We start from the raw sequence: 21477 nt of genomic DNA on the forward strand, positions 1-21477 counted from the left end.
TCAGGCTCCGGCCGCCTCGTGGGCAAGTACATCTTCGATCCGCACTGCAGCCGCCCGCATAATGCGCGCGATGGCTGGAATGTCATCGAGATGGGCGGCGGGCAGTTCCGTATTCACCATGATATCGGCGGCAATGCCAACGATGGTCGGGTCCTTTGGAAACATCAGCGGCTTGCCGTTCGCCGCGCGATGCACCTCGATCTTGGGGTGCCGGTCCGCCTTGAAACCCTCGACAATCAGCAAATCCACACGCGACATCTTTGCGAGCAACTCGGCCAAAGGCGGTTCCGGTGCACCGCGTAGTTCATGCATCAACGCCCAACGACGCCCGGACGAGACCAGAACTTCGGTCGCGCCGGCCTGCCGATGCAGCCACGAGTCCTTGCCGGGAATATCGACATCGAAATTGCTGTGAGCGTGCTTCATCGTCGAGACACGCAAGCCATCGGCGATCAGATGCGGGATAAGGCGCGCGAGCAGCGTTGTTTTGCCTGCCCCGCTCCACCCCGAAAGACCTATCACCCTCATTCCGAACTCCGAAAAATCAAGGGACCGCCCAGCTGTGCCGGACAGTCCCTTTATATAGATATGAGCCCTATCGATAGCTTGAATTATTCGGCTGGCATGGCCCGGGGACTGCCGGTGTCGGGAGCCCGGCCCTTGGTCTGCTCCTCCTCAACCCAGAGCGAGTGATGCTCCTTCGCCCAGTTGAGATCCACTTCGCCGGTGCCCATCGCGTCAAACGCGCCTTCCATGCCCACTGAACCGATATAGATGTGGGCGAGCATGGCCGCGATGAACAGCATGGCGATCACGGCATGAATGACGGTCCAGAACTGCAACGCTGTGACATTGGCAGGAATGTAGGGGAACAGCAGGAACCAGCCCGACAACGACATCAGCGCCCCCCCAATGATAACGATCCAGAAAATTCCCTTTTGACCGGCGTTAAAGCGCTTGGCTGGTGGGTGCTTGCCGTTGTTCAGAATGCCGCCACCCTGCTTCACCCATTGCAGATCGACCTTTCCAGGGATGTTATCCTTGATCCAGATCAGGAACATGATCACGAGACCCAGCATGAACGGGAATGCGAGATAGTTGTGGGCGATCTTGCCCCACGACGTCAGCGTGGAGAACGCCTCGGGGCCGAACACAGGCAGGATCAGCACGCGCCCGAAGCTGATATTCAGGCCCGACAACGCCAGAATGATAAAGCAACTTGCAGTCAACCAATGCGTGAAACGCTCGAAGCTCGCAAAGCGGAGAATCTTGACACCTGAGAAGCCGTGCTCCACGCGAATCCGGCCGCGGATCATCAGGAAGATGCCTAGCAACGCAAGCATTCCAATGATAGCGACGCCGCCAATGATGGGGAGCTGATGACGCTGGAAATCGCGCCAGTCCTTTCCAGCAGGCTGGATCAGACTCGACGCCATCGGATCGGGAATGGTGATCCGCCCCGTAATCTTGTCGCCTTCCTTCAGCGCCTTGAGTAGCTGGTCTTCATGCACAGCATCGGCGGTAGGCTTGAAGGACAGTTGCGCCGCTGTTGGCTGCGCGAGCACAAACAGCAACGCGATCGCGACACACAAGGTTTTGAGGGTTGAGAGCGAGATCGACATCGGCACGACCTTCCAGTTTTCAATCAAGAGCAACTTCGAACGTTGCCCGAAGGCCGTTAGGGCCCCGGGCAACGCGCGCTAACCAGTCGGTGAATCACTGTAGGCTGTCTTCCAGCCCCACATGCCCGAACCGTAGCCGCGCTTCATCACCCGCTCCTTGTAGATTTCCGCGATGATGGCGCCGTCGCCGGCAAGCAATGACTTGGTCGAGCACATCTCGGCGCAGATCGGCAGCTTGCCTTGGGCAAGACGGTTCGCGCCGTATTTGGCGTACTCGGCCGGCGAGTTGTCAGCTTCCGGACCGCCCGCACAGTAGGTGCACTTGTCCATCTTGCCGCGCGAGCCAAAGTTTCCGACCTTCGGATATTGAGGTGCACCGAAGGGACATGCGTAGAAGCAATATCCGCATCCGATGCAGAGGTCCTTCGAGTGAAGCACCACACCGTCTGCCGTGGTGTAGAAGCACGACACCGGGCAGACCGCTGCGCAAGGCGCGTCGGTGCAATGCATGCAGGCCATGGACACCGAGCGCTCACCGGGCTTGCCGTCGTTGATGGTGACGACGCGGCGGCGGTTAATGCCCCAAGGCACTTCATGTTCGTTCTTGCAGGCGGTCACGCAGGCGTTGCACTCAATGCAACGGTCGGCATCACAAAGAAATTTGACGCGAGCCATCGTTTATTCTCCTCTCACGCCGTTTGGATCTGGCACAGGGTCACTTTGCCCTCGTGCATACCTGTGACCGGGTCGTAGCCGTAGGATGTGATTGTGTTCACGCTTTCGCCGAGCACGATCGGGTCAGCTCCCTTCGGGTATTTGGAGCGCTGATCGACGCCCTGGAACCAGCCGGAGAAGTGGAACGGCATAAATGCCACGCCCTTGCCGACGCGATCGGTAACGAGCGCCTTGACGCGCGCCTTCGATCCGTTTTCCGGTCCTGTGACCCAAACCCAACCGCCGTCCTTGATGCCGCGCTCGGCCGCGTCGGACGTGTTCACTTCAACGAACATGTCCTGCTGCAATTCGGCAAGCCAGCGGTTCGACCGCGTTTCTTCGCCGCCGCCTTCGTATTCCACGAGGCGCCCGGATGTGAGGATGATCGGGAATTGCTTGGCAAGTCCCTTGTCCACCGCCGCCTTCTGAATCGAAAAGCCGAGATTGGCCATGCGGAACTGGCGTCCGTCCGGACGTGTCGGATACTTGGCGACCAGTTCAGGACGTGGCGTGTAGATCGGCTCGCGATGCACTGGCACCGGATCCGGCAAATTCCACGCCACCGCGCGGGCCTTGCCGTTGCCATAGGCCATTACGCCGTGCTCAAGCGTAACGCGGATGATGCCGCCCGACAGATCGACCGCCCAGCCGACGCCATCCGGATTGTTGCCGCCGATCTTGTTGATGGTGGCGAGTTCGGCCTCGGTGAGATCCTTGTCCCATCCGAGCTTCTTCAGCACACCATAGGTGAACTCGGGATAACCATCTGTCAGCTCCGAGCCCTTGCTGTAGGAGCCCTCGGCCAGAAGATTGACGTTCTTCACCGAGCCGTCTGGCTGCTTCTCCTCGTACACCACGCCGAAGCGCGCACGGAACGTACCACCGCCGTCCTTGGCATGAAGATTGGTGTTGTAGAGTGTGTGTGTTCCCGGATGTTTGATCTGCGGCGTGCCCCAGCAAGGCCACGGCAATCCGTAATAGTCGCCGCCTATTTCAGGTTCGTCCGCCTTGGCGCGCAGCGTCACCAGGTCGAACTTGCCCTGGTTCTTCATGTGCGCCTTGAGCCGTTCTGGCGATTGGCCGGAATAGCCGGTCGAGAAGCCGCCTCGGTTGATTTCGCGCAGCAGGTCTTCGGCCGACGGATGATTGTTCTCGACCTTGATGTTCTTGAACATCGGGTCGGCGAATCCGAGTTTCTTCGAAAGCAGATAGATGATTTCGTAGTCATCCTTGGATTCGAAGATCGGCTTGACGATCTGCTCGCCCCACTGGAGCGAACGGTTCGACGCTGTGCGCGAGCCCGACGTCTCGAACTGCGTACAGGCTGGCAGCAGATACGTGCCGTTCTTGCGGTCGGAGATCGCCGCGAAGGTGGTGGGATGCGGATCCGCGACCACGAGCAATTCGAGAGCTTCAAGGCCCTTCACCATTTCGGTCATGCGCGGGATGGTGTTGCCACCGTGTCCCATGATGACCACGCCCTTCACGGTATCCCGCTGATCGACGTCATCCGGTTTGGCAAGCGTCGCATCGAACCAGCGGGTCCACGGGATCCCCGGCAACTCCATGTTCTGCTTGCGGGTACGGGCCGGACGCCCGGCCTTGGCCGGCACTTCGTCGAACCGCGCCTGCAGATAGTCATACTCAACTTCCCACACGCGAGCCCAGTGCTTCCAGGCGCCTTCGACCAGACCGTAATAGAGCGGCAGCGAGGTAATATCGAGGCCGATGTCGGTCGCGCCCTGCACGTTGCAGTGACCGCGGAAGATGTTGGCCCCTCCTCCGAAAACGCCGACGTTCCCGGTCGCGAGCAGAAGGTTGCAATACGCGCGAACGTTCGCCGTGCCGACAGTGTGCTGCGTGCCGCCCATGCACCAGATGAACGTGGACGGCTTCTGCTTGGCGAAGGTCTCGGCGACCTTCTTCACCTGCTCACCGGGAATGCCCGTTACGCGTTCGACTTCTTCCGGAGTCCACTTCGCAACCTCGGCGCGGATCTGATCCATGCCATAAACGCGCTGGGCGATGAACTGCTTGTCTTCCCATCCGTTGGCGAAGATGTGGTGCAGCATGCCCCAGATCACCGCGATGTCGGTACCGGAGCGGAATCGTACATATTCGGTCGCATGCGCAGCAGTGCGTGTGAACCGCGGATCGAGCACGAAAACGTTGGCGCGGTTGATTTCTTTGCCCGTCAGAATGTGCTGGAGCGAAACCGGGTGCGCTTCGGCGGCATTCGATCCCATGAACACGATAGTCTTTGAGTTGCGGATGTCGTTGTAGGAGTTCGTCATCGCGCCGTAGCCCCAGGTGTTGGCAACACCCGCGACCGTGGTCGAGTGACAGATGCGCGCCTGGTGATCGATCGAGTTGGTGCCCCAGAACGCGGCGAACTTGCGGAACAGATAACCGCCTTCGTTGGAGAACTTTGCCGAGCCCAGCAGATAAACCGAATCGGCGCCGGACTTGGCGCGGATCTCAAGCATCTTGTCGCCGATTTCGTTGATGGCCTGATCCCAGCCGATCTTCTGCCATTCGCCGTTGACCAGCTTCATCGGGTACTTCAGGCGGCGGTCGCCGTGCACCAGTTCGCGAACCGACGCGCCCTTGGCGCAATGCGAGCCACGGTTGAGCGGGCTGTCCCACGCTGGTTCCTGACCGACCCAGACACCGTTCTGCACTTCGGCGATGACCGTACAGCCCACCGAACAATGCGTGCAGATGTTCTTCCTGATTTCGGTCGGTGCGCCAACAATTTTCGGCCCGGCCTGCGCCTTGCGCACCGATCCGAGCGGCATCAATCCGACAGCGGCGCCTGCGCCCGCAACGAGGCCTGAGCGGCGCAGGAAGGTTCGGCGATCGAGAACACCGGAAGCGAGGCCCGCGGCGATGCCCTGCAAGCGCGCGCGACCGGCAGATCCTTCTTTTCGCTTGATCAACATGTGCGTGCTTCCATCAATAACGGTTAACGCGATAGTAGTTTTTAACGTCCGGCGAATCCGCCTTGTAGCGAGCCTTGACCCGCTCGGCCTGAGATTCGTCTGCCTCCGCCTCGGTGGCTATCGGCACAATCGCGGCCGCGGCAACAGCCGATCCGCCCATCATGAAGAAACTGCGACGATCAAACCTCTTCGCATCCTGCCGCTTGTCAGGGGATGCTTTGCTCTTGAACGGTTTACTCATCGCGGTCTCCTTCCAAGTCAATTTTCCAGTCCGCCCTCACGTCACTCAGACAGCGTGAAAGCCTCGGATTCCAGTTCCATGAAGATGCGGCCAACGCGCCCAACTGCACGATAGAATTTAACGGATTGCGAAATTTCGAGATCCGCAAACATCCGCGCGGCCCAAGGTTTCAGATGCCGCTCGAAGAATCGCGCCTGCGCTGCGAAGTCCGTTTCGAAGTCACCTCGCGCGAGACCGGCCATGACCTCAAGCAAAATCGCGATGTGATCTTCCGGCTCACGCGCCGAGCCGGCGCGCTCGATTCCCAAGAGATCGAAATCTTCGCGGACACGCGCGAGCGGCCGCTCGTGCAGGAAGCCCGTCAGATAGTACGAGGCATAAGGCAACAACTCCCCTCGCCCGAGTCCGATGAACAGATCGAAAAATTCCTTGGCGACTGCGCGCTCGTCGAACTCCGTCGCCGCCGCAGCGAGTTCGATATGCGCCATGCCGAGATCGGACGCATCGCCTTTCAGCATCGCAATCTTGGACAGCGTATCCACAGAGGGCGCCTTGCCCAACAGCAGCGAAAGCAAGCCGTACTCCGCAGCGCGAAGCTGATCGACTTCGTCGATGTCTGATTTTGTTAACATATGATCCCCGGCTGATCCGTAGATGTCGGGGCGGAGAACGAAACGGGGGACCTTTGTCAAAGACTCAACGGCGAGAACTCTCTCAGCCGGAATACGCGACCACGCCGAAACTGAGGGCTGTGCAATTCCAATAGCTCTCGCCAGGGAGGCGATGCCGCCTGCTGCCTCGATTGCCTGCTCTAGTCCTGAGTCCCGCATAGTGCGAACCGAGTTCCCCCACCCGTGCCTTCAAATCAGGCATCTGCTTTCCTAGAATTATTCTAGTTCGAATTAGTATCATAGGTTCGTCCTATGCCTCAAAAACTTTTGTCTAAATCCTTGGTTTTGCAGAACCATGTCGCCGGACCTGATGTTGCGGCGCACTAGATATGCCCTCACTTGCACGTTCTTTCGCAACCCGACCATGTTCAGCCTGTTCAAAATCAGCCGTGGCGGCCGTTGAGATCGTCCCGATACTGGACAATCTCACTTGTTGGAGTGGCAAATCCGTGCGCTCATTTTGCGATGCACCAATATTGGGATCGCATTCGCCAGCATCGGCTGCGTCATTATGCAGCGGGATGTCCGAGGCTTGCGAATCGCTGGAAGAGTGGCCGCCCATAATCTGCAAAACCATTTTCGCGATATCGGTGCCGACCGCGATCTCGCTGTTTCCGGGGACGCCGCCCGGCGTGTTCCAGTCGTACGCATAATCCAGCGCAGGATTCACATAATTGCGGATCGCGGGATCCAGCGCCCAGGATTTTCGCAAGGCCGCGTTCCGCAAACTCTCAGGCACGCCTTTACGCAGGAAGCCGGTGATATCGGTGGTTTCCGTGACATCTTCCAGCTTTGGCAGGCTTGAAAGGTCAAACGGCTCTTCCGCAGCTTCGCTTTCGGCAATCGGCACCGCGGCAGCCTCTGCGCTACCACTTGGTTCTACAGCCGCGCCGCCGGACTCTGGCAGAGTCGCCTCACGCTTGCGTTGCGACCAGCGCGAAAGAAAGTTTATCTCCTTATCTTTCTCGTCCTGGCTCATACGCTGTCCTTCCGCCCGTCGGATGGATCTTCGCTGCGCCTGCGATCGACATTTGCCCTATCGCGTTTGCGCTTATGGAACACATGTTCGACGTGAAACTCGTCCACAAAAGCCGCTATCCACGCTGCGATCTCAGGCGGCATCGGCACGGTGCCGATGACGTCGGCGCCGCTTTCGAACATCGCTTCGCCTTCGGTCGGATCGGCGGTGATCTTGGTCAGTTCGAGTTCCGATCCACCATTCTGTCGCCGCAGGGCGACCCATATTTGCGGCGATCCATCGACAAGATTGTCGCGGTAGTTGGCCGTGTCGGCGCTGAACAGATCGATAAATCCAGCGCCCGCGTAATACAGCGTCGCATCGCCCTCTTGCGATAACACCGTCCAGGGTGCGGTCGCGGGTACATTATCGAGAATCGTGACGGGCGACCACATGTGGTCGATCCATGGGTTGTCGATCGCGCGGCGGCGGAGCACCACACCAACTTCGCGGGACGCTTCGGTCATGTCTGAACCTCCCGTTGCCGGTGAATCATGCAACATTCGCCGCTGACGTAAGCGGCAAGCCCGCGACAAGATTCTGCGGCTTCAGGCGCACCACCTTGTCCGCGCCCATCGCTAAAATAAGGTAGACGGGCTTGTTGCCAACACGCCCATCCACGAAACGGGAATCCTCGAATGTCATACGCATTAATGCCACGATCCGCTCGGCGGCATCGGCGCTCGGCGTATCTCCATTCCAGAGGGCATTGCCGATCCGGGTTCCCTCGCTGTCGAGGCCGACGAACCACCGCCAATCGCGGTCTTCAATTGAGGCGACGGGCTCCGCCTTCACAGCGATACCCAGAAGATGGGCGATCCAGCGCTCGACCACCTGGCACAACGCGGCGCGCGCCTTGGGATTGCCGCCGAGATTCATGACCATCGCATGCGCATCGGATCGCGACCAATATGTCCAGGCATTTTCGTCATCCATGACATCCATTTCGCCGAATGCCTGCGGCTGGAGCATGGCGGTCAGCGGAGAGGTATGAAGATCCTGCTGCGCATGATGCTGGGCCTCGACGACTTCGGCATCGGCAAGCAGCAGCGCGCCGTCGTGAATCGTGGCTTTCTGGCTCCGATAGAACAATTCGGCCGCACGCAGCACATACGGATCGTCGCAGCCTTCAAGTGCGTTTCGCAGGATCAGATGACACAGTTGCGAAAGAAAGATCGGCGGCAGATCGCCGGCGCCCTTACGCGCCAGCGCCACATACACGGCTTCCAACGATGGTGCTGCTATCAGCTTGTCGCGAAATGCCATCATAAACGCCCAGTTTTCACGCGCATCAGCGTCGGCAAGTGCGGCAATATCCGCTTTCGATACCGGACGAAGCGGGTCCGCCAGCAGGCTTGCGTGCAAGTTCCGCTCGGCGTCGCAAGCATCATCAGGTGGCATCAGCTCCGGCCGGGCCAGGTACGCCATGATCAGCTCCGGCGTTGCAACCAGCCCGCCATGATCGGCCCGGCGCGTAAGGTGATGGCCTGAAGCAACCCAAAATTCTCTCATGTCCGATCCGTTTTTGTGAGCCCGCGAAGATCGACTTCCTCGACCGGTTCGTCGCCTTCGACCTCATGAAAGGTAAAGGCGCGTGCATGGGTGTGCAATCGATCCCCGCCCGGTTCCGCCCCACGCGGCTTCAGCGTCCGGAAACGCTCGCGGACTTCTCCATTCTCGACGCTCCGGTGCACAGCCAGCAAGGTCTGCGGTGGATGATCGCAAAGCGAGGCCGCAAATGCGACTTCCTCCTCCGCGGCGGCACGCGCAGCTTCGATATCCGGCGCTCCGAACTTCGCCATCAACTGCGCTGCCAGTTGCTCTATCACGCCCTGCCGTTCGACCTCGGTTGCGTCAGTCACGACAGCGAGCGTCGACCAGCCCAGACTGTCGATACCGAGAAAACCGGAGCGCAGCGCGACGCGCTGTTTCTGGCCGAGCGTCGCGGGATCGCTGTCCCAGAACACGAACGCTCCGGACACCGCCCATTCGCCGGGCTCAGCGGCGCGCTCGAACACGAATGTGTCCGAGGGATCGAGCCTGATGGTGCGCGGCAGCTTCAACATGTCCGCCTCACCCAAGTTTCGGGGCGCGGTATTCGGGATCATACCATGCGACCTTGGCCAGCCCATTGAGCAGGCTATTGCGCTCCGGTGGCCCCTTCGCCGCACTGACGAGCAAATCGCCGTTGACGTCGATTCCGCGCCGGTGGCCGGCCGTCTGCTTCGTAAGCCGCTCCAGATAATCGCGCGCGATGGGCTCGAAACCTCGCTCGTTCCACCGATCGAACGCCGCCATGAGATGGCGGGCAAAGCTGCCGACGATCGCTTCGGTCTCGACCATCTCAAATCCTTCGTTGAGCAGGGCGACGCCGCCCGCCGCAACGGTTTCCTCGACATGCGCCATGTCCGCGGCGCGCAGGATAACGCCGAACACGAGCCAATCCGGAACTTCATCCTCGCGGCAGGTCTTTGGCCAGCCAAGCCGCCCACCGCCCAGCACACCGCCGTCGAACAGGATCGTGTCCGGCCAGGTGAACTGCACCTCCCGCTCCGGCGGGCAATGCACCGCGATAGCGTCCCCGATCGCGTTCATGCCGGCAAAGAAGGCGCGGCGCGCCGACGTCAGTGGCTCGTCCGGCTCGAGCACAACGGCGAACTCGACCAGATCGTAGCGCCGGACCCAGACCAGTGTTCCCGCACCGGCTTCGGCTGCAATAGTGCAGCCGTGCGCAAACGCATCGCCATACTCGCGAAGCGACACGAGTGTGTACCCCGGAGGCAGATCGAGCGGCTGTTCCGCTTGCGCCGTACGCGAAACCATCATCGTAGAAAATTTCCCTAAGCTCTTTGTATTTGGGCAGTCTATGCTATCCCGGTCAAGGCGGCGGGGTGCTTGCACAAGCCGCTGCCGCGGCACCATATGATTGAAATAGCCACTCTGAGCAGACGCCAAGGGTCAAGGTTGCAGATCATGAACAGCGCAAAGTCCCGCCTTCTGGTTTGCAGTTGCGAAAAGACCATGCCGCTTGATGCGCAGGCAATCGGGCGCGGTTGCGCGGCTCATATGACACAGGCCAACCAGCTCTGCGGGCTGGACCTCGCCCAGTTCAAGGCGGCGCTCACTGAGGGCGAAGCGATCACGGTGGCGTGTACGCAGGAAGCGCCGCTATTCAAGGAAGTCGCCGAGGACTTTCCCGACGTCCCCCTCACCTTCGTCAACATTCGCGAAACCGGCGGATGGTCGAAGGATGCGGCGGCGGCTGGTCCGAAAGCCGCGGCGTTGATTGCCGCAGCCTCGGAAGAAATGCCGCCGATCTCGCTGGTCACGCTGGAAAGCGGGGGGGGCGCGCTGATCTACGGCCATGACGACGTTGCCATCAATGCGGCCAAGCGCCTCGCCGACCGTCTCGACATCACTGTTATCCTCACCAAGCCCGGTGACATCACACCGCGCGCGGTCAACGAATTTCCCGTGCTCAAAGGCACGATCCGCAATGCGCGCGGATATCTCGGAAATTTCGAACTCGCCATCGACGATTACGCGTTGCCGATGCCTTCCTCGCGGAGCAAACTCGTGTTTGGTGCTTCGCGCGATGGCGCGACCTCGACATGCGACCTCATCCTCGATCTGAGCGGCGGCCTGCCGCTGTTTCCCGCGCACGAATTGCGGCCCGGTTACTTGCGCGCCGATCCGCGCGACCGCGCCGCCGTCGAGCGCGCGATTGCGGAAGCCGGCAACCTTGTCGGCACGTTTGACAAACCGCGCTTCATCCATTTCGAGGAATCGCTTTGCGCGCATTCGCGCTCGAACATTACCGGCTGTACGCGCTGCCTCGATCTGTGCCCGACCGGCGCGATCACACCGAACGGTAATGCCGTCGCGATCGATCCCAATATATGCGCCGGCTGCGGCTCATGCGCATCAGTCTGCCCGACCGGCGCTGCATCCTATTCGCTGCCGAGTGCCGACGCGCTGATGCGCCGTTTGCGTACGTTGCTGCAAACCTATCGCAAGGCGGGCGGCGAACTGGCTGTTGTGCTCTTTCACGATGGCGATCATGGCGAGCCCCTGATCGACGCGCTGGCACGATTCGGTGACGGCTTACCGGCCAACGTGCTTCCAGTTCGCGTCAACGAAGTCACGCAGCTCGGGCCGGAATCCATCGCAGCGGTCTTTGCTTATGGCGGTACAGGCGTCGCGCTTCTGCTGCGCGCGCAGCCCCGTCACGAAACGGCCGGACTGCGCCGCGCCGCCGATATGTCAGGGACGATCGCCGCTACGCTCGGCTTCGGTGAAGGTCTCGTCCGCATTCTGGAAACCGACGATCCGGATCAGTTACGCGTGATGCTTGATGCCATGCCGTCCGGTGTTGCTTCATCGAATCCGGCGAGCTTGGTCCCGCGCGGCGCCAAGCGCGGCGTGCTGGAGACTACGTTCCGCGAACTGCATCTTGCGGCCCCTACTCCCGTCGATGTCGTTCCGCTAGCCGCCGGCGCGCCATTCGGCACTGTTCAGCTAAACGTCGAAGGCTGCACGCTCTGCCATGCCTGCGTCACCGCCTGTCCTACGAACGCGCTCTCGGACAATCCCGACCGGGCGATGCTGCGCTTCACCGAAAGCTTGTGCGTTCAGTGCGGGCTTTGCGAAGCAACCTGCCCTGAGGATGTCATCACATTGGAGCCGCGGCTCGACTTCCGGGCGTGGAATGCACCGCTGCGCGTGCTGAAAGAAGAAGAACCATTCCATTGCATCGCCTGCGGCACGCCGTTCGGCACCAGGAGCTCGATCGAGCGCGTGCTGTCGAAATTGCAGGAAAAACACTGGATGTTTGAAGGCGCCAACGCGCGCCGGCTTGATGTTATCAAGATGTGCGCGGATTGCCGTGTCGAGGCCGTCATCAATGAGAGTTTCGATCCTCATGCTGCACCCCAACGACCGCCCGTGATGTCCACCGAGGATTATCTGCGTGCGCGGGAAATCAAGAAGAACGATCCTTTCGGATCGCAATGAGCCGACGCGCTGTGAGCGCGATCGGTCGGGAGATCGAATTTGTCAGTTACCCACGCCACCCCGAACCCACCCGCGACATCAAAGGCCGCAGGCATTCCAGGTGTGAAGCACGTCATCGCCGTGGCGTCTGGCAAGGGCGGCGTGGGCAAGTCGACCACCTCGTGCAACCTTGCACTCGGATTCGCGGCGCTGGGATTGAAGGTCGGCGTTCTCGATGCGGATATCTACGGTCCATCGCAGCAGAAGCTATTCGGCCTGCGCGGCAAGCCGCGGCTGCTCGGTCCGCGCATGCTGGAACCGCTGGAGCGCTTCGGGGTGAAGGTCATGTCGATCGGGTTTCTGGTTGAGGAAGACAATGCCATGGTTTGGCGCGGACCAATGGTGATCTCGGCCATCACGCAGATGCTGCGCGAGGTGGCGTGGCATGATCTCGACATTCTCGTCGTCGATCTGCCGCCGGGTACCGGCGACGCACAACTCACAATGGCGCAGCAAACGCCGCTGGCGGGCGCGGTTATCGTCTCAACACCGCAAGATATCGCTTTGATCGATGCACGTCGCGGTATCGAGATGTTCAAGAAGGTCAACATCCCGATACTGGGCCTGATCGAGAACATGGCGAGCTTCTGCTGCCCGACCTGCAATCACGTCACGCCGATCTTCGGCCACGGCGGCGCGCGGCTTGACGCGGAAAAGCGCGGCATCCCCTTTCTCGGCGAAATCCCACTGGATATGGCGATACGCCAAACATCTGATGACGGCCGTCCGATCGTTGCCACTGACCCGGAAGGTGTTCATGCGAAGCACTATATCGGCATCGCACGCCAGCTCTGGACGTCCATCACCACGGGCGTCGGGGCCAGGCCAGCGCCGCGTATCGTGATCGAGTAAGCCATGACGGAAACAATTCAAGCCAAATCGCAAGCTGCACGGAGCGATCAGCTCCTACCGCGCGTGATGCCGGATCCGAAGAATCCGCGCCTCACCGAGCGGGTCATGGGGATCGACCAGACCGGCGCGCCGGTCGAGATCAGCGTACCGGTCGAGCGTCCGCTGACCCTTTATCTGAACTCGCAGGAGATCGTCACCATGATGACGATCAACGACTATCCGGAGTATCTCGCGCTCGGCTATCTCCTCAACCAAAACATGCTGAAGCTCGACGATGTCGTAACCGAAGTGGTCTACGACGACGATCTCCAAGTCGTGGTCGTCTACACTGAGCGCGGCACCAACTTCGAAGAGAAGCTGAAGAAGAAAACGCTCACCTCCGGCTGTGCACAGGGCACCGCATTTGGCGACCTGATGGAGGCCATCGAAGGCGCGACCCTCCCCAAGGCTGAGTTACGCACGTCGTGGCTCTATCAAATGACCCATGCCGTTAACACGGCGCCCTCGCTCTACCTCGAAGCCGGTGCCATCCATGGCTGCGTGCTTTGCAAGGAAGGCGAACCAATCTGCTACATGGAAGACGTGGGACGGCATAACGCGGTCGACAAAATTGCGGGCTGGGCCTGGCGGCACAAAATCAATGTCGCCGACAAGATCATGTACACGACGGGACGCCTCACCTCGGAAATGGTGATCAAGACCGTACGAATGGGCATTCCCATTCTGGTGTCGCGCTCCGGCTTCACTGCTTGGGGCGTCGAACTGGCGCGGCAAGTGGGTTTGACGCTGATCGGCCGGACCAAGGGCAAGCGGTTCATCGCGCTGTCCGGACAGGAGCGGATCGTGTTCGACCAAAGCCTGGAGTTTATCGCTGAAGAATCCGCGCGGCATCGGCGCAAGGGCAGCGACGATGACTGAGGACCGGCCCTCGACACTCGGCGTTCTCCTCGCAGGGGGACTGGCACGCCGTATGGGCGGCGGCGATAAGCCGATGAAAACCATTGGCGGCCGCACCATCCTCGAACGCGTGATCGCAAGACTCGCACCGCAGTGCGACGGGCTCATTCTCAATGCGAATGGCGACCCTGCACGCTTCGCTGCTTTCGGACTTCCCGTGATCGCAGACACTGTCGAGGGATTTGCCGGCCCGCTTGCCGGCATCCTGACAGCGCTCGACTGGGCGGCCGCATACAGGCCAGATGTGGAATGGGTGCTCAGCGCGGCAACGGATTGCCCGTTTTTGCCGCGCGATCTGGTCGCGCGCTTGCAGCATGCGCGTATCTCCGAAGGCGCGCAGCTCGCGGTCGCGGCCTCTGGCGAGCAGATTCATCCGGTGATCGGGCTTTGGAGCGTCGCGCTGCGCGGCGAACTGCGGCACGCGCTGGTGGTGGAAGACATGCGCAAGATCGATCGCTGGACGGCCCGCTATAAACTGGCGACGGTGACGTGGCCGGATAAGCCGATCGATCCGTTCTTCAACGCCAACACCATCGAAGATGTCGCAGAGGCCGAGCAACTCGCAGTGCTCGACGGCGCCCCAACTTGACTATGCGGGGCGGAAGCCTGCCCGCTCCAGCGCCGCGCGCGTTTCCAATGACGCCAGCGAATCCAGAAAAGCTTCCACAGCAGGACGCTGCTTTCGCGCAGCCACGACCGCAAAATCGTAATGCTCCTCGGCGAACGGAATGAACCCCAATCCCGCCGCACGCGCGACCGGTGCGATGGTCATACCCCAATCGGCGCGGTTCTGCACCACGGCGGCCGCAACGGCATTGTGCGAACGCGGCTGATTCCAGTACCCATCAGGCCTCGCATCTCCGAGCAAACGGTCGATCAGAATGCGCGTGCCTGCACCCTGATTGCGGTTGACCATCAGACATGATGGGTCTCTCAGCGCTGCACGCACCGCGTCTTCGGCGGTAAGCCCCTCGAAGCGCTTGTCACCTGCGCGAAACACAATCCCCTGCATGCGCCGATAACCGGGCACGAGTTCAAGACCAGAAACAAGAAACGGCGTGTTGTACGTGTCGGTCTTCTCATCGAAGATATGGATCGGTGCGAGATCGCATTCGCCGCGCCGGGCCGCGGCCAGTCCGCCCAGACTTCCCACCGAGATCGAACGGACGGACAGCCCAGCACGTGTCAGCGGCGCAGTGACAACGTCCAGTCCCGTGCAATGACTGCCGACAATCACTAGATCAGGCACACGGACATGCGGTGTGAACAACGTTACCTCGGCCTGAGCACCAGCCGGAATCTGCTCGGCGAGCGCATCTATCTTCAGAAACCCATCAGCTTGAGCAAACGATGTGATGGCGCCGGAGCCCTTGCCGGTAGGATACGCAACCAATCCGTCATCGCCATCGACGAGCGACACCATCACGAATTCCGTCCGGCCAAGCTCCGAGGCAATGCGCACCGGCACCTTCGCCGTCACGCGCGCGTCGTTACGCGGCGGCAAACCAGCGAGACGGCGCAGCACGGGCACGATCATGTCATGAAACGTAAACATTGCGGATGTGGGAAAACCCGGGAGGATGACAACCGGTTTGCCATCGCATACGGCGAGGCACAGCGGCTTGCCCGGCTTCAGCGCCACACCATGCGCAATGATGCCGGGCTTGCCTAGTCGCGAGACAATCCGGTGGGAAACATCGCCCTCGCCCTTTGAAGTGCCGCCGGACAACAGAAGAATGTCGCTGGCTGCCAACGCCTCGCGCATCACGGCTTCGAGCTTGTCTTCCTCGTCCGGAAACGCTCCAAGAAACACGGCCTCGCCGCCGTTTTCAGATACCGCGGCTGCGACGATCGCGCCGTTGGCGTCGTAGATCGCAGCCGGACGCAGCGGCAAGCCGGGTTGAACAAGCTCGTCACCGGTCGAGATGATCGCAACGCGCGGTTTCTTTGTCACCGGGACGCGCGCGATACCCGATGCGGCGAGCATGCCGATTTCACGCGAGCCGACCAGCGTGCCCGCGCGCAGCAGAATCTCGCCCTGCGCGATATCCGAGCCCGCATAGGAGACGAACTGTCCGGGTGATACAGCTCGTCTGATCTCGATCGCGTCATTACGCAACGGTTGCGTGTGTTCGATCATCACCACAGCATCTGCGCCGCGCGGAATGGGACCGCCAGTGGCAATCCGCGTCGCCGAGCCCTGCACCACCGGTAATTCCGGCGCGGTGCCGCAGGCGATTGTCTCGTTGTTCAACCGCAGGTGAACCGGCGATGCCTCACCCGCGGTAACGAGATCGGCGGAACGTACAGCAAATCCGTCGACATTGGAGCGATCGAATGGCGGGACATCGACAACTGCAAACACATCGCTGGCTAGCGCGAGCCCAAGCGCATCGGTCAGCGCGCGGTCGTTGGCAGACATATCCCGAGGAAACAGCGCAGCTTCAAAGCGGGCAATCGCCTCCTCGCGCGACAAGATGGTCAGAAACTGTTCCTGGTCAACGCTTGCATTGGTCAGCGATACCTTCGGTTCTGTCATCTTGAAATCTCACGTCCCATCGCGAAGAGGAAATGCGCCGACCGCTGTTCCGGTTGCATAGCCTTCGCTATCTCCCGGCACAACAAGCCATGCTTCGCTACGGGCGATAGCGTCCAGCGAAAGTTGACCAGTGGCAATCGGCATCCACTTGTCATCCAGCGCTTCCAGCAACACAATCTCGGCAACACCGATAGACGAAGAAACCTTGCGCGCAAGGGGACGAACGATATCCTGCCGCGGCAACCGCGCGGTGAGCAAGTCCAGTGCGGGTTGAACCAGCATTAAACAAACCGCCAAAGCCTGATCAGGCGCGCCGGGAGCCGCGATAACGGGCGTTCTGCCGGTCTTCGCGACCGCCGCCGTGCGCCCGGGCTGCAAGGCAAGTCCATGCGCTAAAACAATTCCACGCATTGCCAGCGCGTGAACCGCTGAATCGGCGCGGCCGAGGCCTGTGCCCCCGACTGTTATCAGCAGATCGTAAGCGCCTTCGTCCACAGCCGCGGAAATGCTGGCGGCGTCGCGTCCCTTTGTCTGCACACCAACCGCTTCAGCACCGGCAGCCTTCACAAACTCCAGGATGAACTGCGAAGATGCTATATTTCCGTCCCTCGACGTCACATCGAGAACGCAGACGCGCGGAGATCGAATCTGAATGCGATCCAGTCCCATGACGCGGAGAGCAAGCGTGTCGCGCGCGGTCACCTGCCGCCCTGGGGAAATGATCGAGCGCCCAGCCGCGACGTCGTCTCCGGTCCGGCGAATGCCGTGACCGGGAACCGCCTCAGCGAGAACCTGAAACATCGATCCGGTCTGTTCGACCATGTCGGCATCAAGCACGCAGTCACAATGCTCCGGAAGCCGATCCCCCGCTTCGACCCACATAGGCGATGCAGACAACGGCTGCGGAGAATAGGACGATGCGCCGACGATATCACGCGCCCGCATTGCCCAACCGTCGGCGACCGCAATACTGAACATCGGATGTGCCGTTTGCGGCGACGCAATCGCAGCTGCGATGCGACCCGCAGAATCTGCGAGCGATGCATCGATGGACTCAACCGGCTCCGCACCGTCCAGCAGCAAGCGAAGGGCAACATCGAGCGGGGTCAGCGTGGCCGGCAAGCGCTGTGTCATCTTGACGCTCGATGACGGCCGGGCGCGCGACAGGCAGGTGGCGAATGCGACGGAACCATCTCAAACATGGGACGTTGAGGGGAACGTTTCATTGATTCCTTTATACACACCCACAGAGGTTCAAAATGCGTACTCAACTCATCGCTGTTGCCATTGCGGGGCTGTTTGCTGCAACTCCCTCATTGGCACAAACGGCCGCGCCCGCAAGTGACAAGCCTGAGACGAGTTGCAACACCACACCTTCGGCAGGCACGACTTCCGGCAACGCCAAGACCGCGGACACGTCGATGGGCGTTGAAAAGAGCGCTATTCTACCATCTGCAGGCGGACACGCAAATTCCGCCGCCCCGACGGTGCAGAGCGACGGAAAGGCGATGGAAGTGCGCCCGGATTGTCCGCCGGAGACGAAAAAATAGGCCAACCGTCTCTGGGGCTCAGGACGCCCTTTTCTCGGCATTGGGGAAAAACAGTTGCTTGCTGTTGACCTGATAGACCGCAATGGCGCCCTGCCCCTCGGGTGAGATCAACCAGTCGATAAAGCTTTGACCGAGATCCTTCTTCACCGCCGGATGCTTCTCCGGGTTCACTAGAATGACTCCATATTGGTTGAACAGCCGCTTGTCGCCTTCGACCGCGATGACCAGGTCACCGGGGTTCTTGAAAGATAGCCAGGTACCTCTGTCGGAAATCACGTAAGCATTCATCGCTCCCGCCGCGTTGAGCGCGGCCCCCATGCCCTGTCCGATCTCGCGATACCAAGGGCCCTTGGCGGTCTCGAGATCGATACCTGCCTGCTTCCACAGTGCGAGTTCAGCCGAATGCGTACCTGACTTGTCGCCGCGAGAGACGAACGGCAGTGCCTTTCCCTGAATGGTTTTCAGTGCGGCAACAATATCCTTCGATCCACCGACGCCAGCAAGATCGCTTTTCGGGCCGATCATGACGAAGTCATTGTACATAACATCGAAGCGCTTCACGCCGTGCCCTTCGGCGACAAATTTTTCTTCCTGCGACTTGGCATGCACGAAGACGACATCAGCATCACCGCGACGCGCGGTGTCGAGCGCCTGTCCGGTACCTTGGGCGATTACCTTCACTTCGATTCCGGTTTTAGCCTTGAACAACGGGAGTATGTAGCCGAACAGGCCGGAATCCTGCGTCGACGTGGTCGAAGCCACGACAATGGATTTGTCCTGCGCGGAAGAAGGTGTTGCGACCGCCACCGCGAGTAACGAGAACGCAAAGGCAAAAGAAGCGTATTGGCGTTTCATGACATCTCCCTCAAGAGTTCAAACAACGAGATCGCCGCGTACAAAGGCCGCAGCCTCAGATGTCGACGGGTTTTTGAGAAAATCCTCGGCGGGTGTCTGTTCGCGCACGTTGCCCCGCACCATGAAAACAACGTCACCAGCGAGTCGCCGCACCTGGCCCAGATCGTGCGAGGCCATCACGATCTTGATGCCGGACTGGGCGGTATCACGAACAATCTCCTCAACACCGCGCGTGGCCGCCGGGTCGAGACTTGCGGTCGGCTCGTCAAGCAGCAGCAATTCCGGATCCCGCGCCAAAGCACGCGCCAGCGCCAGCCGCTGTTGTTCGCCGCCGGACAAACGTCGGGCGGGACGCATGGCCAAATCCGACAGGCCCACGCGTTCAAGCAATTCAGCAGTACGCGCAGCCAATTTCGCGCGCGGATAACCCGCGTGGGTCAGCCCATAGGCGACATTGGCGGACACGGTCCGGCGCAACATCACCGGCCGCTGAAACACGAACGCGCGGCGTGTCGGCTTTGCATCGGCGCGACCACCCCACGTGATGCGGCCTTCGGTCGGCACCGCAAGTCCCATGCACAGGCGCAACAAGGTGCTTTTACCCGCACCGTTAGGCCCAATAACAAGCGTTGGCGAACCAGACGATAACGTTAGGGTCAGGCGATCAAGGATGGTCGTGAGGCCGGCCCGCACCAGAACGCGATCGAAGACAATGGGAAGATCGGTCACCGGCCCCCGCATCGTCATCCCACCTGCCGTTCGGACCAGACCCGTGCACCCCAGGCCGCGGCATTGATCGCGAGAACGATCACCACAAGGATCATGCCGAGACCGAGCGCGAGCGGCAGATTGCCCTTTGACGTTTCGAGCGCAATCGCAGTGGTCATGGTGCGGGTGAAACCTTCCATGTTGCCACCGACAATCATGACGGCACCGACTTCCGCCGCGGCACGTCCAAATCCCGCAAGCAGCGCAGTCAGCAGACTGAAGCGCGCATCCCACAACAGCGTCGTTATGCGACCGAGCGGCCCGACATCCATCGCCGACAGTTCGTCGCGGTATTCGATCCAGAGATCTTCAATGGTTTGGCGCGTGAGCGCCGCGATGATCGGCACGATTAAGATCGCCTGCGCGACGATCATTGCCGTCGGCGTGAACAAGATGCCGAGATTGCCGAGCGGCCCGGAGCGTGACAGCAAAAGGTAGACCGCAAGACCGACAACAACGGGCGGCAATCCCATGAAAGCGTTGACGAGTACGACAATCGCGCTCCGTCCGGGGAAGCGCATCAACGCAAGCGATGCACCGAGCGGCAAGCCGATAACGGCCGCAAGCACCACGGCGGAAAGGCTGACAGCCAGTGACAATTTGACGATGGCGAACAGTGTCGCATCGCCGCTCATGATCAGTTGCCAGGCATTTAGCCCGTCCAGCATGATTTTCCTCCCCATGCCTTGTCCTGCATATTTTTCAGGTCTGTCAATAAATTGAAAAAGAACAACAATATGCATATAAATGCAGGATGGACCTTCTTACGACAGGAGAGGCATCTGAATACCTCCGACTCGGCGAGCGCAAGCTCTATGAGCTGGTGGCCGAAGGCGCGATCCCATGCACCAAGGTGACGGGCAAGTGGCTCTTCCCGCGTGAAGAGCTCGATCGATGGGTGCTGTCCGGATTACTGCGGCCGGCCGGCATGAGTCCCTCGGATGCGCCTTTGATCGTGGGCGGAAGCCAGGACGCCCTGCTCGAATGGAGTTTGCGCGAATCAGGCTCCGGCCTCGCGACGCTCGTTGAAGGAACAGAAAGCGGCGTCGGCCGCGTACTGCGCGGTGAAGCAATTGCCGCAGCGATCCATTTTCATACCGAAACTGATGTGCATGACGCCGGCGAGGACGCCAATGTCTCAGCAGTGCGCTCGCTTGCCACTTTGCACGATGCCGTGCTTGTCGGATTTGTGCGGCGCGAACAAGGACTCCTGCTCCAACCGGGAAATCCGAAAGGCCTCACCAGCGTCGCGGGAGTTCTCGCGTCCGGGGCCACCATGGCTATCAGGCAATCCGGCGCGGGCGCACAAATGCTGCTCGACGCGCTCCTGAAACAGCAGGGCGCAAAGCTGAAGGATCTCCGCCGGCTCGATCCGCCATGCCTGACCGGACCTGATCTGGCGGCGGCAATTCGTGCTGGCAATGCCGACTGCGGCATCGCGACGCGCGCAGCCGCCAACGCAGCCGGTCTCGATTTCATGCCATTGCTATGGGAAAATTTCGATCTCGTGATGCATCAGCGTGATTACTTCAAGCCGGCCTTGCAGGCGTTGATGAACTTCATTTCGCAGCCCATCCTCAAACAGCGCGCGAAAGACCTCACAGGCTACGACACCACGCCAGCCGGCACAATTCGCTATTTCGCCTGACCGGCGAGCGACTTCCAGTGAGGCACCTGAACCTTCCGCACGGTTTAT

General features: G+C 60.5%; 20 protein-coding genes and 1 pseudogene. 5 read left to right on the forward strand and 16 right to left on the reverse strand.

The features are described 5' to 3' along the window. From mobB to BN32_RS08060, 11 genes are all read right to left on the reverse strand, one after another. Positions 1–528 carry a molybdopterin-guanine dinucleotide biosynthesis protein B gene (gene mobB, locus BN32_RS08010; RefSeq protein ID WP_019197635.1) on the reverse strand — a complete coding sequence of 176 codons (528 nt, stop codon included), beginning with the start codon at positions 526–528 and terminating at the stop codon, positions 1–3. A gap of 83 nt (positions 529–611) precedes the next feature. Next, complete coding sequence (locus BN32_RS08015) at positions 612–1622, reverse strand: formate dehydrogenase subunit gamma (protein WP_040426131.1); 1011 nt, start codon at positions 1620–1622, stop codon at positions 612–614. A gap of 78 nt (positions 1623–1700) precedes the next feature. Further along, positions 1701–2297 (reverse strand): formate dehydrogenase FDH3 subunit beta, encoded by a 597-nt coding sequence (gene fdh3B / locus BN32_RS08020; RefSeq protein ID WP_006019899.1) that lies wholly within the window; start codon positions 2295–2297, stop codon positions 1701–1703. A 14-nt stretch (positions 2298–2311) separates the two neighbouring features. Beyond that, on the reverse strand, positions 2312–5278 hold the full coding sequence (locus BN32_RS08025) for a formate dehydrogenase subunit alpha (protein WP_019197637.1): 2967 nt from the start codon (positions 5276–5278) through the stop codon (positions 2312–2314). 13 nt (positions 5279–5291) lie between these two features. Next, positions 5292–5519: a hypothetical protein gene (locus tag BN32_RS08030; RefSeq protein WP_019197638.1), complete on the reverse strand. Its 228-nt coding sequence runs from the start codon at positions 5517–5519 to the stop codon at positions 5292–5294. A 41-nt stretch (positions 5520–5560) separates the two neighbouring features. Next, positions 5561–6349, reverse strand: a complete 789-nt coding sequence (locus tag BN32_RS08035; RefSeq protein WP_019197639.1) for a molecular chaperone TorD family protein — start codon at positions 6347–6349, stop codon at positions 5561–5563. Between the two features lie 112 nt (positions 6350–6461). Next, positions 6462–7169 (reverse strand): DUF3306 domain-containing protein, encoded by a 708-nt coding sequence (locus tag BN32_RS08040; RefSeq protein ID WP_019197640.1) that lies wholly within the window; start codon positions 7167–7169, stop codon positions 6462–6464. Then, complete coding sequence (locus BN32_RS08045; RefSeq protein WP_019197641.1) at positions 7166–7675, reverse strand: DUF3305 domain-containing protein; 510 nt, start codon at positions 7673–7675, stop codon at positions 7166–7168. Before BN32_RS08045 ends, BN32_RS08040 begins: the two co-directional genes overlap by 4 nt. 25 nt (positions 7676–7700) lie before the next feature. Continuing rightward, complete coding sequence (locus tag BN32_RS08050) at positions 7701–8720, reverse strand: DUF6352 family protein (protein ID WP_019197642.1); 1020 nt, start codon at positions 8718–8720, stop codon at positions 7701–7703. Further along, a complete protein-coding gene (locus BN32_RS08055; protein ID WP_019197643.1) occupies positions 8717–9274 on the reverse strand; it encodes a DUF6505 family protein in 558 nt (185 codons plus the stop codon). The genes BN32_RS08050 and BN32_RS08055 overlap by 4 nt, the downstream gene beginning before the upstream one ends. Before the next feature lie 7 nt (positions 9275–9281). Further along, positions 9282–10034: a biotin/lipoate--protein ligase family protein gene (locus BN32_RS08060; RefSeq protein WP_019197644.1), complete on the reverse strand. Its 753-nt coding sequence runs from the start codon at positions 10032–10034 to the stop codon at positions 9282–9284. A 147-nt stretch (positions 10035–10181) separates the two neighbouring features. On the opposite strand from BN32_RS08060, the gene BN32_RS08065 reads away from it, so the two are divergent. From BN32_RS08065 to mobA, 4 genes and pseudogenes are all read left to right on the forward strand, one after another. Next, positions 10182–12221, forward strand: a complete 2040-nt coding sequence (locus tag BN32_RS08065) for a 4Fe-4S binding protein (RefSeq protein WP_019197645.1) — start codon at positions 10182–10184, stop codon at positions 12219–12221. A gap of 54 nt (positions 12222–12275) precedes the next feature. Beyond that, positions 12276–13112 (forward strand): annotated as a pseudogene (locus BN32_RS08070) (Mrp/NBP35 family ATP-binding protein); the annotation flags it as partial. A gap of 3 nt (positions 13113–13115) precedes the next feature. Beyond that, on the forward strand, positions 13116–14030 hold the full coding sequence (locus tag BN32_RS08075) for a formate dehydrogenase accessory sulfurtransferase FdhD (RefSeq protein WP_019197647.1): 915 nt from the start codon (positions 13116–13118) through the stop codon (positions 14028–14030). Continuing rightward, entirely contained in the window at positions 14023–14658 is a 636-nt protein-coding gene (mobA, locus tag BN32_RS08080; RefSeq protein WP_040425571.1) for a molybdenum cofactor guanylyltransferase MobA, read from the forward strand. The genes BN32_RS08075 and mobA overlap by 8 nt, the downstream gene beginning before the upstream one ends. Here the strand turns inward: mobA and BN32_RS08085 are convergent, their stop codons facing one another. The 5 genes from BN32_RS08085 to BN32_RS08105 form a co-directional block, all read right to left on the reverse strand. After that, positions 14659–16608, reverse strand: coding sequence for a molybdopterin biosynthesis protein (locus tag BN32_RS08085; protein ID WP_019197649.1), 1950 nt, complete (start codon positions 16606–16608; stop codon positions 14659–14661). Between the two features lie 9 nt (positions 16609–16617). Beyond that, on the reverse strand, positions 16618–17742 hold the full coding sequence (locus BN32_RS08090; RefSeq protein ID WP_019197650.1) for a molybdopterin-binding protein: 1125 nt from the start codon (positions 17740–17742) through the stop codon (positions 16618–16620). A gap of 434 nt (positions 17743–18176) precedes the next feature. Further along, positions 18177–19013, reverse strand: a complete 837-nt coding sequence (locus BN32_RS08095; RefSeq protein WP_019197651.1) for an ABC transporter substrate-binding protein — start codon at positions 19011–19013, stop codon at positions 18177–18179. An 18-nt stretch (positions 19014–19031) separates the two neighbouring features. Next, positions 19032–19754, reverse strand: coding sequence for an energy-coupling factor ABC transporter ATP-binding protein (locus tag BN32_RS08100; RefSeq protein ID WP_173405767.1), 723 nt, complete (start codon positions 19752–19754; stop codon positions 19032–19034). A 2-nt stretch (positions 19755–19756) separates the two neighbouring features. Further along, a complete protein-coding gene (locus tag BN32_RS08105; protein ID WP_019197653.1) occupies positions 19757–20449 on the reverse strand; it encodes an ABC transporter permease in 693 nt (230 codons plus the stop codon). Positions 20450–20535: 86 nt separating this feature from the next. Between BN32_RS08105 and BN32_RS08110 the strand changes: the two genes are divergently transcribed. Beyond that, positions 20536–21429, forward strand: coding sequence for a substrate-binding domain-containing protein (locus tag BN32_RS08110; protein ID WP_019197654.1), 894 nt, complete (start codon positions 20536–20538; stop codon positions 21427–21429). Positions 21430–21477 lie beyond the last annotated feature (48 nt).

It is taken from the genome of Afipia birgiae 34632 (assembly GCF_000308295.2).
Lineage (GTDB): Bacteria > Pseudomonadota > Alphaproteobacteria > Rhizobiales > Xanthobacteraceae > Afipia > Afipia birgiae.